The sequence below is a fragment of the Bacillus kwashiorkori genome, from assembly GCF_001375515.1.
Taxonomy (GTDB): Bacteria; Bacillota; Bacilli; order Bacillales; family Caldibacillaceae; genus Bacillus_BK; species Bacillus_BK kwashiorkori.
On record NZ_CTDX01000005.1, the window covers coordinates 16,015 to 33,916 of the forward strand.

The window sequence follows — 17,902 nt, forward strand, 5'->3', positions numbered from 1 at the left end:
TTATTCTTTTCTCGGGGAGGAACCTTACCCAATGAAAGCAATTAAATATATCATTAGCTTCAGCATAATATTTATCGGATTATTGATTGTAGGAGAAAGTCATATCTTTTATGTTAATGACTTTTACACGAATTTTGCCAATACAACTTTATTTAAACAACCGAACACAACAGATGAAGAAATGAAAGATGATATTATTCAAGCTGCCGAGAATAACCAAGTAGACGTTTTTACTTTTATCAGTTCTCCCCGAGGCAGCTTTTCTACTGATTATGTAGTCTATGGGACAGAGGGTGTGGAAGAAAACTTCCGTCAACAATTAAATATAGTTGAGGATACATACGAAAGCCTTTTCCTAGGGACAGTGTCATTTACATTCAAAAATTTAACTGAAATCGAAAGGATGGAAAATCTTTATCAATATTATGTCATTGGTGATGATGAAAAAGTCCAATCATTTAAAATAGATTTAATCGATACGTATGCAGGTAACCATCCACAATTTACCGATGAAAATAATCAATCTAGAAACAATATGATTTTTATTTGGATTATCATCATTTCTGTAATTTTACTACTTTCCTACTATGACGTTATATTACAGAAAAAGGAAAGCCTTATTCGCATTACGATGGGGGAGTCAATTCATTGGCTTTATAGTAAAAATATCTTTTTAGACATTATTGTTTTATTGGCAAGTTTTCTAGTAAGCCTTTTATTTCTAGCAAAGTTCACAGCTGTTTATTTCCAATTTCCAGTAACGTTGATCATGTTCTCCTTATTACTACTGTTAAATACAGTTGTATATAGTAACTTATATTTTTACAAGATAAAAGAGGTTTTTTCGAATACACTGCATTCAAAAAAATTACTTACGCTAAATTACAGCTTAAAAATAATGACTACGATGCTAACTGTTTTTATCATCTCAAGTAATCTAGCATTTATTGCAGAGTCAGTAGATTTATATAAACAAAAAGCTTTTTTTCAAACATACAAAGATTATTCTTTTACAAGACTCAATTATAAACCCGTCCCAAGCGATGGTTCAACTTCATCTGACGCCATTATTAATAGCGCGAAGATTCAACATCAATTTTACCGTGAATATATTGATGAGTTTAACGCTATCCTATTGTTTGATATTACTAGTTTAACGGAAGTGAATGGAATTTTTGCAAATAAAAATAGCCTAGACTATTTAACACAGGAAATCCCGGAGTTAGCAGACTATTCTTTCAATGATAAAATATATTTCATCATCCCAAGCAACTGGAAAAACAATCAAGAGATTATCGATAAGCTAAATCTAGCTGTTACTTTTTATGAAGGTAATGAAACAAATGAAGAAATAGAGGTAATCTATTACGAAAAAAATACTAAATTGATTACTATAGATGAAAACGACTTAAATGGTAGTAAATTTGTTAAAAAACCCGCCATTATCTTTAATAACAAAAGCTTAGATGGAAGTAGGGAATCAGATGAAAATGTACATAAAATGAATTATTTCCACAATGTCATGTATAAATTGGATGAAGAAAAGTTTGGAGAATTTATTGCTGCCAATCAGTTGAAAAATGAAATTGTTAGTAAAACCAATGTTTTAGAAAACTATTATGTTAAATGGAATTCTGCCAAAAGGATATTATATATAAACTCTATTTTTACAATACTCATCTTACTATTAGAATTCATCATCATTGCATCAATTATCAAGCTAGAATATGAAGTAAATGCAATTGAACTAGCGCTAAAAAAAGTTTTAGGGTATAGCAAGCTAGAAAAATACCGTTTACTTATCATCATGAGTACTTTATCGACATTAGTTAGTATTTTAGCAACTATTCTTATAGCTGTTTTCAATGAAATGAATGGAATTCCACTATTGATATTTGGTGGAGTTATGATATTCATCATGGAGTGGTTCCTGATTGTAATTTTCACAAACAAAAAGGAGAAAGCCAATGTTACAAAAATTTTGAAAGGAGGAAACTTATGATAGAAATAAAGCATTTAACAAAGACATTTGAAAACAGAGTGTTATTTTCAGATTTCCATTTAACGATAGAAAATGGCAGCTTTGTCATTATTTCAGGGCCAAGCGGATGCGGTAAAACGACATTACTTAATATGATTGGTGCTCTTGAATCATTTGATAGTGGAGAAATTATTGTTGATGGGATAGATGTAAAAAATAAAAGGAACCATTTAAACTATTTTAGAACTAAAATAGGTTTCCTATTTCAAAACTTTGCTCTCGTTGATAATAAAACAGTTCTAGAAAATTTAAAGCTAATAAGAAAAAATAGTAAGACAGCTTTATCCATTGAACAAGCGCTAGAAATGGTAGGGTTAGCAGAGAAAGTAAATAAAAAGGTCTATACACTTTCAGGAGGCGAACAACAAAGAGTAGCACTCGCAAGACTCATGCTAAAAAAATGTGATATCATCCTTGCCGATGAACCAACTGGCTCACTTGATAAAGGAAATGCAGAAACAGTATTAACTATTTTAAAGCAACTAAATGAGCAAGGAAAAACAGTAATTCTCGTCACTCATGATGAAAATATCAAAAGTAAAGGAGATTATGTGGTGAGCTTATGAAAAGAAGAATTTTATTAACCGTAATTGTCCTTTTAGGGATATTTGCCACTTGGAACATAATCTGGCTTATATATGTAAATGTCAAATTTGAAAAATATATGGAGGCAGTTCCGAAAAATGATTTAGGAGCTCATATATTAGAAAAAGATGGGTATGTTTTTAATGTAAAAAAACCTGAATACTTGAGCTTTACTGGCAACCTCGGTGTATCTAAATTGAATAGTTTAGATGGCTTAATTATATGGCCACTATTATTTGGCGGATATGAATATGGACTTCGTCTACAGACGGAGGAGGGAGTTTTGGAAATTACAGTAGACGACAATAAAGAGCTACTCCAATCAAAAATGAATAAGACTACTTATGATAAATATAAAGAGGATATAGAAAAATTATTTGCTATCGCTGAGGAAGTTTGGGATTTACCGTAAAAGACAGTACAAATCATCTTATGAATATTTATCACAAATAAAAAAACAAAGGAAATAGTTATTAATAAAAATTTACAATGAATTAAAGTTTTTTAACTTGGCAATCGTAAAAACTTTATATACAATTATATTGGATTAACTAGAGATATGGATTAGTGCTTATTTACTATCTACTATCTCTATCTTTGTGATTGTACATAAAACAAAATAAGGGGTGTTTGCTTAGAAGGCTGTTTCACAAAGTTGTCTACATAGGATAATCAAAGTCATTGGGAAAGAAATTTACTAGGGGAGGAAGAACAAAATATGCCAAAGTTTTTTAAGAAAAAGTTAACTACACTATCTGTTGCTTTAGTCACGGTATTTGCATTAATGTTTTCTCCAGTCGCTATTGCAGCCGAGTCACAACCGGTTGAAGGTGATTTCACCTTAACAATTATGCATGTAAATGATACTCATGCACGTACACATTTATTCCCTAAAGTTTATACTGCAATAAAGGAAGTGCGTGCTGAAAACCCTGATGCACTATTATTACATGCTGGAGATGCTTTCTCGGGTACGCTATATTTCAACGAATTTAAGGGACAAGCGGATTTAGCTTTAATGAATGAAATGGGCTTTGATGCGATGGTTTATGGGAACCATGAATTTGACCTTGGAATTAATGAGGAAGGCCATAAATCTTTAGCTGAATTTGTGAAAAATGCCAATTTCCCAGTGTTAGGTTCAAATATTGACTTTTCTAAAGATCCATTTATGGCAGAGCTTGCTGATGGGGGAAGTTTAGTAGAAAATGCCCAAGGCGGAAAAAGCTACTTTAGTATTGTTAAAGAAATTGACGGGGAAAAAGTCGGTATCTTTGGCTTAACAACAGAAGATACAAAAAATATTTCTAGCCCGATGAACGTAATATTTAACAACTATTTAGAAACAGCTGAAAAAGCAGTAAAAGAATTTGAAGATAAAGGGATTAATAAAATTGTCGCTTTAACACATCTTGGTTATAACAATGGTAATAAAGCGTTTGGTGATGATTTACTACTTGCCCAAGTTGATGGGATTGATATTATCGTAGGTGGGCACTCTCATAGTAAATTAGAAGAACCAGTTGTAATCAATATAGATGCAGAAGGTAAAGAAAAAGATCCGACTGTAATTGTTCAAGCATCTCAATATGTTGAGTATCTTGGAAAACTTGAAGTAAGTTTTGATGATAATGGTGTAGTAGTATCTCACGCTGGCGAACTAATCGGCGGTGTTAAAGATATGAGCGCAGATGAAAACTTAGATAATGTGTTAAAGCCATATAAAGATAAAGTAGAACAAAAGATGAATGAAAAAATTGGGGCAACTGCTGTTAAAGAATTAACTAATCCACGTTTTAGTGATGGAGACAGCATAAGTGTCCGTGCAAATGAAACAGAGTTAGGAAATTTAATTACAGATGCAATGCTGGCAAGAGTTAAGAAAAACCCTGAATTCGCTGACACAGTAATCGCCTTCCAAAATGGTGGCGGAATTCGAGCAGCGATTCCTGCTGGTGATATTACAGCTGGACAAGTAATTGCAGTCCTTCCATTCGGTAATGACCCAGTAGTTGCTACTTTAACAGGTGCTGAAATTAAAGAAGTTCTCGAAACTAGTGTAAAAAATGCTCCAAATGAAAATGGTGGATTTCTACACGTATCTGGAATGAGATTTGTCTATGATAGTACGTTAGAAGTAGGAAATCGTGTCTTAAAAATGGAAGTAAATATTAATGGAGAATATGTAGACATTGAAGAAGATAAAGAATACCGTATAACAACGAACTCTTTCACCGGTCGTGGCGGAGACGGTTATGATGTATTTGCAAAAGCGTATAATGATGGACGCGTTACTCAAACAGGGGAAATTGATTGGCAACAATTAGCCGATTATATGGCTGAAGATTTAAATGGGGTAGTTGATCCGAAAATTGAGGGCCGAATTATTGATTTAAAAGGGGAAGAACTACCAGGAGAAGATGATTCAAATAATGAGGAAAATCCAACACAGCCTGGAAATGAAGAGGATCCCGTCAATGATGAAGGTACAGGCACTGGAGAAGATGAAGGTACAGGGTCTGAAGGTGATGAAACGAATAAAGAAACAGAAGAAGGAGCAAAATTACCTAACACTTCCGTCGATTCGTTTACAATGCTGTTATTAGGTTCAATTATGACAGTTATTGGTGGGGTAATCCTAATTGTTAGAAGAAGACTTTCCATTCAATAATTGTTAACATATAGAACAAGGCTGCATTTAGTGAGATGAGGTCCACTTTTGCAGCCTCTTTTTTTGATGTTCAGCTGGAATATTATTTCGGTACAAATTCGCCATTTATTTCAAAAATATCTTGCCCATTCTTTAACCGAATGTCCTTCCCTTTTACATATAGATTCGCTTTAAACAATGAAGAATAATTCCCATATATATCCTTGTTATAATTCGGATAATAATTATCCTGCACATAACTAGTTGCGGAAACTTCTATATAATATAGACCATTTGCCAATTCTTTAATAGCTAGCAGTTCATCTAAAAATTGGTCCATTTTCTCATTACTGAATGTGCCGTTATATTCATAATGAAGATGAATTTTTGGTGTAAATTCTTGGTTTTTTTCTTCATCTACTTGAAGAATCATATATTTTTCAATAAATGATTTGGCATCTTCTTCTGTCGGGTTTGCAAAATCATTGTTACGGTAATTTTTTAAAAAATCAGGGAGGAGATGTTGCTCAAAAAATCGGTCTTTATTTAAGTAAAAAAACATATAAATTCCGAACATATTATCAACTGCTTCATTTTTCACAAACTTCAATTGCGGATCAAGAGAATGATTAATAGCCCGCTGAAATCCAGTTTGAAAGGCAATTGGGTATAAGTGGCCAATAACGGCATCATCCAGCCCATATCCGTGGGAATTTTTAATTAATCCAATACTGGATACTTTAGACAATTTACGTGGTTTATTTTCCGTATCAACAGTAACAATGGCATGATTTTGATAATAGGGTATATTTCTTGTCGAATAATAGACAGCAATTTCTCCTTCGTTACGTCTTTTAAAGCCTGTTGTATAATCAACCTTCTCTTCACCTATTTCCACATCTAAACCTAAATTTAATAGCGCTTGTTTAACCATCGCTTTTGCCTCTTCTTGCGTTTTTGATGACTCAAGAAACTTTTCCCCTTCTTTTGAGAAACAACTAGTACAAAATATAGTAAAAAATAGTACACAGCCCACTTGTATTAACTTTTTCATTCAAACACCCCTCGCACCATATACTTATTATAAAAGATTTAAAAAGGAACGGAATGGTAATTAAGGCTTATTTTTCAATCATTTTGACTATCCGTATGAAAATTTGTAAAATGAAGGAAATGATATTGTTGTTTCCAACTATTGACTGTTGTAAAAACTATTGAACATATAAGTTTCTTCCATTAATATTATTTTGGGTATAATTTAATGAATGGAGATGTTAATGATGGGCCGTAAATGGAATAATATTAAAGACAAAAAAGCGGCAAAAGATGCAAATACAAGTCGTATTTATGCAAAATTTGGTCGGGAAATTTATGTCGCTGCTAAGCAAGGTGAGCCCGATCCAGAACTTAATCAGGCATTAAGAATGGTACTAGAACGGGCAAAAACGTATAACGTACCGAGAGCAATTATTGACCGCGCCATTGAAAAAGCAAAAGGTAGTGCAGATGAAACGTATGACCAACTTCGATATGAAGGTTTTGGACCTAATGGATCGATGGTGATAGTCGATGCTTTAACGAATAATGTGAACCGAACTGCATCGGAAGTTCGTGCCGCTTTCGGTAAAAATGGTGGTAACATGGGTGTTAGTGGTTCAGTTGCATATATGTTTGATGAAACAGCTGTCTTTGGTATCGAAGGAAAAACGGCTGACGATGTGCTTGAAATGTTAATGGAAGCGGACCTTGATGTACGAGATATTTTAGAAGAAGAAGATACCGTAATTATTTATGCGGAACCAGATCAATTCCATTCCATTCAAGAAGTATTAAAACAAAACAGGATTACCGAATTTACTGTCGCAGAAATTACGATGTTAGCAAAAAATGAAGTAGTGTTACCAGAAGTTGACCGAGCACAATTTGAAAAACTAATGGATGCACTAGAAGATTTAGAAGATGTTCAACAAGTGTATCATAACGTCGATTTAGAAGATTAATTAGCGGTATAAAAAGAAGCTGACTCAAAAGGTTGATAAAAGGACCTTTCTGAGCCGGCATCTTTTCTTTAAAGTTGTTTTTTTGCAATTTCTTTATTTTTTATAAGTGTTTCCCACTTTTTCACAATATGTGCAACAAAAATAATACCCCTTTCCACTGTATTCTTCAAAAGGCCTCTTAGTGAAAAACGCCAGTTATCCCTCTACTTGAAGCAAATCACCTTTAACTCTCCTATTCAGCTAATACGCCCCCTGCTTCATTCAAACAATCCCACTGATTAACGAGAAAGAAAAAAACAACAAGAAATTCGACTATTGAGTCATACTAAGGAGAGGAATCATTTAATTTCTGTGTTATGAAAGTTGTTGAATTCATTATTTTATGGGATTATAGGACTGGTGTAGGAAAAATTTATAGAATGACAATTATAAGGATATAACTGAGTGCTCAGTGCTGTGAAAAAATTATGTTACTATTAGATAGTAAAACATTTTATAGGAAGTGAAACAGGTAGATGATAGAACCGTCAAAAAAGACAGGGATAGCCGAAGCCCATAGTAAGCTCATTTTAATGGGAGAACATGCTGTTGTATATAGAAAGCCGGCGATTGCTATTCCTTTTCCTATATTAAATGCATCTTCCATTATAGAAAAAACGAATAGCAAAATAATTTATATTAATAGTCATTTATACAATGGTCCAGCAGATGCTGCACCAACATTTTTACAAGGAATTGTCAAAAGTATAGATGCAGTCTTAACCTACTTACAAAAACCGAAAATGGGATTCACGATACATATTAAGTCAGAAATACCAATTGGACGTGGTTTAGGCTCCAGTGCAGCAATTGCACTCGCAGTTATAAAAGCTGTATTTCAATATTTTCAAGTTCGAGCAGATAAAAGTCTCCTTCTTAAATTTGTAGAAATAGCAGAAAAACATGCTCACGGAAATCCTAGTGGGATTGATATGGAAGCGGCTTATGAAAAGGAACCTATTTGGTTTATTAAAGGTGAAAAAACTGATACGATAAAAATTAAATGTCCCTTTTTCCTTGTTGTAGCTGATACAGGAAGGTTTGGTGAAACATATGCCGCCGTTAGTAGTATCCGGGAAAAATATGAATCTAACCGACGTGAAACAGAATTAGCTATTAACAAAATTGCTGATGCAACATTTGAGGCAAAAATGGCTTTACAATCAGGTAGGCTACCTGCATTAGGACAAGCGATGAATGAAGCCCAACGTCAATTAACTAACTTAGGTGTTAGTGACAATCATTTAGACAACTTAATTGCTTTAGCTAGGCAAAAGGGAGCATTAGGTGCAAAACTTACAGGTGGTGGTCGAGGAGGATGTATGATTGCCCTCACCGATTCGTTATCAACCGCAGAAGGGCTGGCACAACAGTTATTGGCTGGTGGTGCAAGTCAAGCGTGGGCATATCAAGTACAATCAACCGATTAACCTTAAGTGAGTATTTATTGAATTATTTTACTACAGAAAGCGGGGATACTCGTGAAAGCAACAGCGAGAGCCAATACGAATATCGCATTAATTAAATATTGGGGTAAGCGCAACGAAACATTAATCTTGCCAATGAATAATAGCTTATCCATTACTTTAGATAAATTTTATACAGAAACAACAGTAAGTTTTGAAGAAAATCTACAAGAAGACCAATTTTTCCTTAATGGACAACTGGCAAGTGAAATGGAAATAAAAAAAATCACTAATTTCCTAAATATCGTTAGAAACAAAGCAGGCATTACATTAAAAGCAAGAATAGACTCGACTAATCACGTGCCAACTGCAGCTGGGTTTGCTTCATCAGCTTCGGGATATGCTGCACTAGCTACAGCTGCTGCTAAAGCGAGCGGGTTAAACCTTTCAAAAAAAGAATTATCAATACTAGCCCGTCAAGGATCTGGTTCTGCTTGTCGGTCCATTTATGGAGGATTTGTTGAATGGCAAAAAGGGGAAATGGAAGATGGGTCTGATTCCTACGCAGTTCCAATTGCATCAGATTGGAAACTATCCATTATGTCGGTTATGCTCGAACAAAAACAAAAAGAAGTATTAAGTCGAGAAGGTATGAAACGGACAGTAGAGACATCGCCCTTTTATGCTGGTTGGCTCGCAACCATTGAAGATGATTTAGCGAACATCAAACAAGCTATTACTAACCGTGACTTTGAACTACTCGGTACAATTGCAGAAAATAACGCTTTAAAAATGCATGCCACTACATTAGGTGCGAACCCACCTTTTTTATATTGGCAAAGTGGGACAATTGAAGTGATGGAAAAAGTTAAAGAACTACGTATTAGCGGCATTCCCGCTTTTTTCACCATTGATGCTGGACCGAATGTTAAAGTACTATGTGAACCACAATACGAGGAACAAGTGTATCAAACTTTAAGTCAATTAGATGCAGTCCAAGAAATATTTACCTGTCACCCCGGCAGTGGGGCAATCCTGAAAGAAGGAATCTAAATGGAAAAGATTGTAGTGAAAGCACCCGGTAAATTATTTATTGCAGGGGAATATGCAGTTTTAGAAAAAGGCCAACAAGCAATTGTTATTGCTGTTGATCGCTTCATTACATGTGAAATTCAAGCAAATAACGAAAATATTTTATCATTACCGGACCTTCGTCTTGAAAATAAGACATGGGAGATAGAAAATGGAAAAGTTTATTTCCAAAACGACGATCAAAAGTTAGCGTTCGTAAAAAATGCACTAGAAGTATTTTATCAATATTTATCCGAAAATAACCAAACCGTTCATCCTATCTCTATATTGGTTTCAAGTGAATTAGATGATCGGTCTGGAAAAAAATATGGTCTAGGATCTAGTGCCGCTGTTGTAGTAGCAGTAGTCTCGGCACTTTTCCAGTTTTACTTTAAAAAGCTAGACAAACCTATCATTTTTAAACTGTCCGCCATTGCACACTATAAAACACAAGGAAATGGTTCGTGTGCGGATATTGCCGCATCCACATTTGGCGGGTGGATTGCCTATAGTTCCTTTCGCCCAGAGTGGCTATTAACAAAGTTAGCGAAAGAGAGATCATTAACCGATCTTCTTCGTTCATCCTGGCCGTATTTATCAGTGAAAAATTTAACACCGCCAACTTCATTACACTTAAGTGTAGGTTGGACAAAATCGGCAGTGTCTACTGCGCCTATGGTTAAGAAAATTCAACAGCTCAAACAGACAAACAAACAAGCTTACGAACAATTTTTAGGGAAAAGCACGAAAGCTGTGGATGCTTTCATTCAAAGTTGTGAATTAAATAATATTCAACTAGCGATGGCAAGTTTAACAGAAAATCGGGAAGCTTTACAGGAACTTGCCCAATTAGCTAATACAGAAATTGAATCTGTTCCATTGAAGCAGTTAATAGCCATTTCCAATAAATACGGCACTGGCAAAACATCCGGTGCTGGTGGTGGAGATTGCGGAATCGCTTTAGTTAAAAATGCGCATGACGTTAATCTTCTATATAAAGAATGGCAAGAAGTTAACATTGAACCATTAATGCTATCGATTAACAGTACAGGTGTTCATGTTATAGATACGAAATAATAAGGGAAATTACAGTCCGTTAATTGGTGATGAGAAAGTGGGTGTATTAATTGTCCGAATCCATTCATAAACGAAAATCTGAACATATTCAAATTGTTTTAAATGAAAAAGTAACTGGTGACGAAATTACTACTGGCTTTGAATCTGTACGGTTCTTACATAATGCTTTGCCAGAAATTGATTTTAATGAAATTGATACACGTACTAACTTTTTTGGAATTCCGCAAAAAACCCCATTGATGATTAGTTCCATGACTGGTGGTGCGGAACTTGCCGAACAAATAAATCGAAACCTAGCCATTGCCGCTGAGGAAAGAGGATGGATTCTTGCCCTTGGATCTTCCCGTGCATTAATCGAAAGTAGCGAATATCATACATCTTTCCAATTAAGAAAGTATGCTAAAACTACGCCAATTATCGCAAATTTAGGTGCCGTCCAATTGAATTACGGTTTTACTGTTGATGAATGCCGTCAAATCATTGAAATTACGGAGGCAAATGCACTTGTTTTGCATTTAAATAGTCTTCAAGAGGTTATTCAGCCTAATGGAGATACGAATTTCAAAAATTTGCTACCTAAAATAGAGCAACTTTGCTCCAAATTAGCCGTTCCTGTTGGTGTGAAAGAAGTTGGTTGGGGTATAGACGGCAAAGTAGCAAAAAGTCTTGTAGACAGTGGAATTGCTTTTATTGACGTTGCAGGGGCAGGTGGAACTTCTTGGAGTCAAGTTGAAATGTTCCGCTCGAAAGATATCATTCGCAAAACGGCAGCACAATGTTTTAGCAATTGGGGCATACCGACCGTTCACTCTATCCTTTCAGTAAGAAGTGAAATTTCTAGCACCCCTGTCATCGCAAGTGGTGGAATAAAAACGGGACTAGATGTGGCAAAGTCTTTAGCAATAGGCGCCAACTTTGCTGGTTTAGGTCGTTCTCTTCTAAAGGAAGCGACAGAATCCCCAGAAGCTTTGTTACAATTAATGGACATAAGGGAATTGGAACTGAAAATGGCGATGTTTGCTATCGGTGCAAGGACAATTGAAGAATTAAGAAATACAGACAGGGTAATTTATTAAAAACGCTCGGATTTATTTTCGTCAAAAAATGGTAATTCACATGGCAGGAAATTATTCTATATAATTTTTCCATACATACCAAAACTTCTATGATGAATCCCCTACTTATAAGTAAAAACTACTTATAAGGGGGCATACGCGATGACTGTAATAACATCATTTGTTGAGAAAAGGCGAGAAAGACAAGTAAAGTTCGAGCGAAGTGTATTACGGGAACTTTCTTTAGAAGGGTTAAAAAAAGGCTTTCAAACCTATTTTGGTTCTATAAAAACTGGCTCTGGATTAATGCTCGATCAAGCAATTGAGGAAGGTTGCTACGATGTCGCAGTAGAAAGCTATTTACTTGGAAGTCGCTTTAGCAGGCTTGGATATTACGGCGAACCATTGGAAGAAATAATGAAACGCTCCACGGAAGAAAGGACCCTATTAGCAAAAGCATTAATGGACTTTATATCCTACTGGAGCGGCATTGGACAGGCGTTAGAAATAGAGGAACAATTAAAGAGTAAATGTAATAACTTTGTTAATTATTGGTGGCAAGAAGGGTACATGAACGGAAAAATGAAATATAAAATGAAATTACATTAATGTTGTTACAGGCGCTAATTAGGACGAATTATCCTAATCATAAGCGCCTATTTTGTTCTAAAACCTTGTCTTTGTCCATATAGTGAAATAGGGACAGGCAAGGAGGTAAAAAATGAAGAGGATAATCATTAGCGTACTTATAATCATTAGTGTTAGCTTACTATTCTTTTTTGTCAAGGATATATTTTTTAACAAAGAGGCAACAAACACCTTTCATTTGCCTTTAAGTGGAAAAATCATTTATCTCGATCCTGGTCACGGTGGTCCCGACGGTGGGGCAGACAATGGTAAAGCAGTAGAAAAAGATATAGCACTTTCTATTTCCAAAAAACTTCGTGATTATTTACAAGGACAAGGAGCACTTGTACTTATGACTAGAGAGAGTGATGTGGATTTGGCGGATGAAGGGACTCGCGGATTAAGCCGTAGAAAAGTGCAAGATTTACATCGGCGTGCAAAAATGATTAATGAGTCAGAGGCAGAATTTTTTGTCAGCATTCATTTAAATTCCATCCCATCCTCTAAATGGTCTGGCGCACAAACATTTTATAATCCTCGTTTTGTCGAAAATAAAGTTGCTGCACAATTCATCCAAGAAGAACTAATTGATAATCTTGAAAATACCACACGAAAAGCAAAAGCGATTGACAGCGTCTATTTAGTAAAAACGGTAAAAAAGCCTGGTGTATTAGTAGAAGCGGGTTTTTTATCAAATCCGACCGAACGGGACTTATTGTTAATGGATGACTACCAAGAAAAAGTGGCTGTTTCCATTTATGAAGGAATTATGAGATTTTTCACAGATGAAAAAGAGGAGCGGTTGAAAGAAGAAACAGAGTAATAAAAACAATACGGTAATACATTGTCAAAAATAAGACCCAAGAACGTTGAACTATGGTTTGCTCCCCCTAAAGCGATTTTTTCTGGCTACATTAAGGGAACATGCTAGTACTTTGTTCTTGGGTCATAAGCTTATTAGGATTTTTGTCAAAAGCATTTACTGAGTAATTGCTTTTGTCTCTTGTTTTGCAATTCTTTCTTGTTGGGATCGTAAATTATATTTTTGTAATGTTAATAATTGGTATGTGTTACAGATGAGTAAAGGATACAACATTAAGTGTAACCAGTTTGGATCATTATGTTGTAGGACTGGTACCCATTCTATTGTCGTAATAACCATCATGAAAAACAGGGCTGGAATAAAAGCTTTTTTATTCGATTGTTGGCTCTTTACATATGCGACTACGATACCAATTAACAGAATAAATAACGCAATAAGAAAATATGGGAGTACACTATCACCAGGCTCTGCAAATGCACGATAGCGGAAATAAATTAAATCAAAAAATACAAAGGCAATTAAAACAAATTGCACTCCATTCCACAAAGACCGAAATAATTCCAAACCGAGTCGATGAATCATTAAGTACGCAAGAAAACCCATTTGGCTAATAACACTAAATAGTAATCCGAGTACAAATAACCAAGCGACAGCAACTAAAATTTCCAAAAATTCCAGGTTGGCTATATATCCTTTATACTCCTCAAAACTAACAAAAATACCAGTAATTACAGTTACAATACCACCAAGTAATAATGTTCTTAGAAAAAATTTAACCCAATTCCTGCTGTTCACAATTAATCCCCCATGTCGTTAATTTTTACTCCCGAAAATGAAGATTCTCCTTCGATTGTAACAACCACTTCATGAAAAATCTACACATTCGCTTTGCGAATATTTTTAGCAAAAAATATCATGATATAAATAGGAGAAGTAAGGAAAGGAGCCTATGGAAGATGAAAAAAGCATTGTTTTTGCTCCTAGTAATAATAATAACCACGACAGGCTGTTCAACAGAGGATATCGGTCAAGGTAATATGGATTATGATCAAACGAAAAAAATGGTTGTCGATATTATTAAAACAGAAGATGGTAAAAAGGCACTGAAGGAAGTATTAGCTGACGATGAACTAAAACATCAATTAGTATTGGATAATGAAGTAGTAACAAATTCTATTGAGAAGACGTTAGTGTCTGATAAAGGAAAAGACTTCTGGCAAAATTCCTTTAAGGATCCTAAATTTGCTGAAACATATGCGAAAAGTTTAAAAAAGGAAAACGAAACATTGATGAAGGATTTAATGAAAGATCCGGAGTATCGTGCGATGTTATTAGAAATACTTCATGATCCAGAGTTGGAAAAAGAATATGCCGATTTGTTAAAGAGTAAAGAGTATCGCGCGCATTTACAAGAAGTTATCACAGAAACAATTGAAAGCCCATTGTTTCAAGCTCGCATCCAAGAAATATTATTAAAGGCTGCACAAGAACAACAAAAGAAGGAAGAAAAAAAATAATTGGAAAGAAATTTTACAAAAAAATTTTACGAACAGTAGTCGTTTAACTTAGACCTTAAAAAAACCCAAGAATATTTTATTTTAACAACATTCTTGGGTTTTATCTCAAGGCTAAATGGGGGATAAATGAGTTCTTAAAAAGTCCTTTTCACTATTACTCCTTATTCGTCAGATCGGCAACCTTTTCTGCTAAGTTAAAGTAAATTTTACCGATTTTATGTTTGATATCATATACTGACGGTGCGAAATCGTCATCATTCCAATCAGGTTGTTGTAATGGAATTTGACCAAGTAATGGCACTTGTAATTCTTCTGCTAACTTTTCGCCGCCACCTTTACCGAATACATACTCCTTCTCACCAGTGACAGAACTTTCGAAGTAGGACATATTTTCAATGACACCTAATACTTCATGGTTAGTTCGTAAGGCCATTGCTCCTGCTCTTGCAGCAACGAATGCAGCAGTTGGATGTGGTGTTGTCACGATAATTTCTTTACAGCTAGGCAACATTTGATGTACGTCTAAAGCAACATCCCCTGTTCCTGGAGGTAAGTCTAATAATAAATAATCCAAGTCTCCCCACTCTACTTCAGTAAAGAAACTATTTAACATCTTACCAAGCATTGGACCACGCCAAATTACTGGTGTGTTTTCCTCGACAAAGAAAGCCATCGAAATAACCTTAACACCAAATCTGTCGACTGGAATAATTTTTTCTCCTCTTACTACGGGACGGTTGACAATCCCCATCATATCAGGAACACTAAAACCATATATATCTGCATCAATCAATCCAACTTTTTTCCCTAAACGAGCTAAAGAAACAGCTAAATTCACCGAAACAGTGGACTTACCAACGCCACCTTTACCACTGGCAATTGCAATAAAGGTTGTTTTATTATTTGGGGATAATAGTCCTTTCTCCTCTGTTTCCTCTCCAGTAGGCCGGAATTTTGAAATAGTTGATTCATCCAATTGGGTAAAGCGAAGACCAACTGTTTCTGCTCCTGCTTCCTTTAAAGAATTAACGATTGTCGATTGCACCTGAATTTGTTCACTTGTACCAATTTTTGCAAGCGCTATCTTAACGCTCACATGATTCTTTTCTTCCTTTAACTTTATCTCAATAATCCCATTTGTTTCTTTTAAAGACTTATGTAAAAAAGGGTCTTCAATAGGGTTCAAAATTTCTAGCACTTTTTCTTCTGTTAACATGTTTGTCCACCTCTTTAATAAGTTGTCTATTTCATTATAAAACAATTGAAAGGTTTTCCAAAAGGGTATGTCTTAAATTTCACTATATATACGTATTTAAGGTGGAATAAAAATTCGTTTAATTCACTTCATTCGTTTTAGCTTTCCCGTCAATCATCATTTCTGTTGCTGATACTAGCTTTAAACCATTTTCTTTCAAGACTTGTAAAATTTCAGGCAAAGCAATAATCGTTTGTTTCGCCGAGTCGGAGGCGTGTAATAAAATAATATCCCCTGTTTTAGCTTTCTTTACTTTCGAGACAATTTCTTTTACCCCAGGATTTTTCCAGTCCTCTGTATTTATATTCCAATGAAAAACAGTATAACCTAACTGATTAGAAATCTTTAATAACCGTTTATCGAAATGCCCAGTAGGGGAACGCAAAATCTTTTTATGCTTCACACCCATTTTTTTAAATACTTGCTCGGCCTTCAATATATCACGCCGTATTTCTACGTCTTCTAGATCTTTATAATCTTTATACTCATAACCTAGCAAACCGATATCATACCCGTGTTTTACCATTTTATTCACTAAGTCAGGTTGTCTCTCCGCCCAAGATCCCGATAAAAAGAAGGTAGCAGATTTAATATTGTTTTTTATTAACAAGTCAACAATTGGTTCCGCGTTCTCATCACCCCAACCGATATTAAACGTTAAAGCTACCCCATCCTTTCCTTTATAAACTGCTTTCGGTCCGTCCGATGTCGAAAAAACAGGTAATGTATTATCTTGGATATAAATAAACCATGCAGTGACAAAAGCGGTTAATAAAATAATCGAAAAACTCTTCAACCTTTTTCCGTTAATTATAAGAAAATAATTCATCCAATCACCTCGTCCAACTTATCTATAGTGACTCTATGCGCAAAAAAAATAGATTATGTCAGAAAGAAAATTTAATAAAAATAAAAAAAGTGGAAAAGAATACATATATCGAGATTTAACTTTATCCTCAAAAGTCAGCCAGCGTCTATAAAAAAACGATTGCATGCAAAATGACCTTTAAAATAGGTTCAATTACTACCGAAAGAGAGGAATAAGAGATTTGAAATCACAAAAGCGTGGCAACGTCTTAGTAAAACGTATCGACCGAAACACACTGAATGTGCATCTCACTATTCAGAGAATGTTAATTTAACAAAACCATCGCTGGGCGCAAACTAAGCTTGGTGCATTTGATGACAACAAAAGGGATAAAAAAAGAAAAGTAAATAGAAAAATAGCGGGGGTTAGAGAATGATTGGTTTGTTAATAAACAAAAAAGAGAATGAAGAACTAATTTACGTATTGAAAAGGGAGTTAGATGAATTACTATTTGACTTTAATGATGAAAGAATTAGTGATACAGTAAAGAAAAGTATGGATGAACGTTATGATATTTTATTTTCCCTATTTAAAAGAATAGCGCCACCAAAAGAATGTCTTATGTATATGAGAAAGAAACAAGGCGAAACTAAAAGAGGGAAAATCAAAAGTAAAAATAACGGTTGACAGTATTAAAAAAACATGATAAATTATATTTCGTCGCTTTTAATGAGAAATAAATTACTCAAAAAGCGACGAAAAAAAGTGTTTGACAAATAAAAAGATACATGGTATATTAAGAAAGTCGCTTGAACGCGATGAATTGAACCTTGAAAACTGAACAAGACAAAGCGTTAAACATGCTAGTATTTTAAATGAGCAAATCAAACTTTTTTGGAGAGTTTGATCCTGGCTCAGGACGAACGCTGGCGGCGTGCCTAATACATG

General features: G+C 34.8%; 17 protein-coding genes. 13 read left to right on the forward strand and 4 right to left on the reverse strand.

Annotated elements, in window-relative coordinates; all coding sequences use genetic code 11:
* Window positions 1-31: 31 nt before the first annotated feature.
* From BN1242_RS01625 to BN1242_RS01640, 4 genes are all read left to right on the forward strand, one after another.
* Entirely contained in the window at window positions 32-2,002 is a 1,971-nt protein-coding gene (locus tag BN1242_RS01625; protein ID WP_062350426.1) for a DUF1430 domain-containing protein, read from the forward strand.
* The gene (locus BN1242_RS01630) at window positions 1,999-2,607 is read left to right on the forward strand and encodes an ATP-binding cassette domain-containing protein (RefSeq protein ID WP_062350430.1); all 609 of its coding nucleotides are present in this window, start codon (window positions 1,999-2,001) and stop codon (window positions 2,605-2,607) included. Before BN1242_RS01625 ends, BN1242_RS01630 begins: the two co-directional genes overlap by 4 nt.
* Complete coding sequence (locus tag BN1242_RS01635) at window positions 2,604-3,038, forward strand: hypothetical protein (RefSeq protein WP_062350432.1); 435 nt, start codon at window positions 2,604-2,606, stop codon at window positions 3,036-3,038. The genes BN1242_RS01630 and BN1242_RS01635 overlap by 4 nt, the downstream gene beginning before the upstream one ends.
* A 306-nt stretch (window positions 3,039-3,344) precedes the next feature.
* Window positions 3,345-5,297, forward strand: coding sequence for a bifunctional metallophosphatase/5'-nucleotidase (locus tag BN1242_RS01640; RefSeq protein ID WP_062350435.1), 1,953 nt, complete (start codon window positions 3,345-3,347; stop codon window positions 5,295-5,297).
* Between the two features lie 82 nt (window positions 5,298-5,379).
* On the opposite strand, the gene BN1242_RS01645 is transcribed toward BN1242_RS01640, so the two are convergent.
* Window positions 5,380-6,330 (reverse strand): hypothetical protein, encoded by a 951-nt coding sequence (locus BN1242_RS01645; protein WP_062350437.1) that lies wholly within the window; start codon window positions 6,328-6,330, stop codon window positions 5,380-5,382.
* A gap of 226 nt (window positions 6,331-6,556) precedes the next feature.
* On the opposite strand from BN1242_RS01645, the gene BN1242_RS01650 reads away from it, so the two are divergent.
* The 7 genes from BN1242_RS01650 (at window position 6,557) to cwlD (ending at window position 13,374) form a co-directional block, all read left to right on the forward strand.
* Window positions 6,557-7,276, forward strand: coding sequence for a YebC/PmpR family DNA-binding transcriptional regulator (locus tag BN1242_RS01650; RefSeq protein WP_062350439.1), 720 nt, complete (start codon window positions 6,557-6,559; stop codon window positions 7,274-7,276).
* A gap of 515 nt (window positions 7,277-7,791) precedes the next feature.
* Window positions 7,792-8,745: a mevalonate kinase gene (gene mvk / locus BN1242_RS01655; protein WP_062350442.1), complete on the forward strand. Its 954-nt coding sequence runs from the start codon at window positions 7,792-7,794 to the stop codon at window positions 8,743-8,745.
* 51 nt (window positions 8,746-8,796) lie between these two features.
* Complete coding sequence (gene mvaD / locus BN1242_RS01660; RefSeq protein ID WP_062350445.1) at window positions 8,797-9,774, forward strand: diphosphomevalonate decarboxylase; 978 nt, start codon at window positions 8,797-8,799, stop codon at window positions 9,772-9,774.
* Entirely contained in the window at window positions 9,775-10,869 is a 1,095-nt protein-coding gene (locus tag BN1242_RS01665) for a phosphomevalonate kinase (protein WP_062350448.1), read from the forward strand.
* A 50-nt stretch (window positions 10,870-10,919) separates the two neighbouring features.
* Entirely contained in the window at window positions 10,920-11,945 is a 1,026-nt protein-coding gene (gene fni, locus BN1242_RS01670) for a type 2 isopentenyl-diphosphate Delta-isomerase (protein WP_062350450.1), read from the forward strand.
* Window positions 11,946-12,086: 141 nt separating this feature from the next.
* On the forward strand, window positions 12,087-12,533 hold the full coding sequence (locus tag BN1242_RS01675) for a DUF2521 family protein (protein ID WP_062350452.1): 447 nt from the start codon (window positions 12,087-12,089) through the stop codon (window positions 12,531-12,533).
* 112 nt (window positions 12,534-12,645) lie between these two features.
* Entirely contained in the window at window positions 12,646-13,374 is a 729-nt protein-coding gene (cwlD, locus tag BN1242_RS01680) for an N-acetylmuramoyl-L-alanine amidase CwlD (protein WP_062350456.1), read from the forward strand.
* Between the two features lie 156 nt (window positions 13,375-13,530).
* Here the strand turns inward: cwlD and BN1242_RS01685 are convergent, their stop codons facing one another.
* Window positions 13,531-14,169: a KinB-signaling pathway activation protein gene (locus BN1242_RS01685; protein ID WP_062350460.1), complete on the reverse strand. Its 639-nt coding sequence runs from the start codon at window positions 14,167-14,169 to the stop codon at window positions 13,531-13,533.
* A 161-nt stretch (window positions 14,170-14,330) separates the two neighbouring features.
* Here BN1242_RS01685 and gerD point away from each other — a divergent pair, with 161 nt between their 5' ends.
* On the forward strand, window positions 14,331-14,891 hold the full coding sequence (gene gerD, locus BN1242_RS01690) for a spore germination lipoprotein GerD (protein WP_062350462.1): 561 nt from the start codon (window positions 14,331-14,333) through the stop codon (window positions 14,889-14,891).
* A 154-nt stretch (window positions 14,892-15,045) separates the two neighbouring features.
* On the opposite strand, the gene BN1242_RS01695 is transcribed toward gerD, so the two are convergent.
* A complete protein-coding gene (locus BN1242_RS01695) occupies window positions 15,046-16,107 on the reverse strand; it encodes an Mrp/NBP35 family ATP-binding protein (protein WP_062350465.1) in 1,062 nt (353 codons plus the stop codon).
* A 118-nt stretch (window positions 16,108-16,225) separates the two neighbouring features.
* On the reverse strand, window positions 16,226-16,975 hold the full coding sequence (locus BN1242_RS01700; RefSeq protein WP_062350468.1) for a polysaccharide deacetylase family protein: 750 nt from the start codon (window positions 16,973-16,975) through the stop codon (window positions 16,226-16,228).
* 411 nt (window positions 16,976-17,386) lie between these two features.
* On the opposite strand from BN1242_RS01700, the gene BN1242_RS01705 reads away from it, so the two are divergent.
* Window positions 17,387-17,641 carry a hypothetical protein gene (locus BN1242_RS01705; protein ID WP_062350472.1) on the forward strand — a complete coding sequence of 85 codons (255 nt, stop codon included), beginning with the start codon at window positions 17,387-17,389 and terminating at the stop codon, window positions 17,639-17,641.
* The last annotated feature ends 261 nt before the right edge of the window (window positions 17,642-17,902 follow it).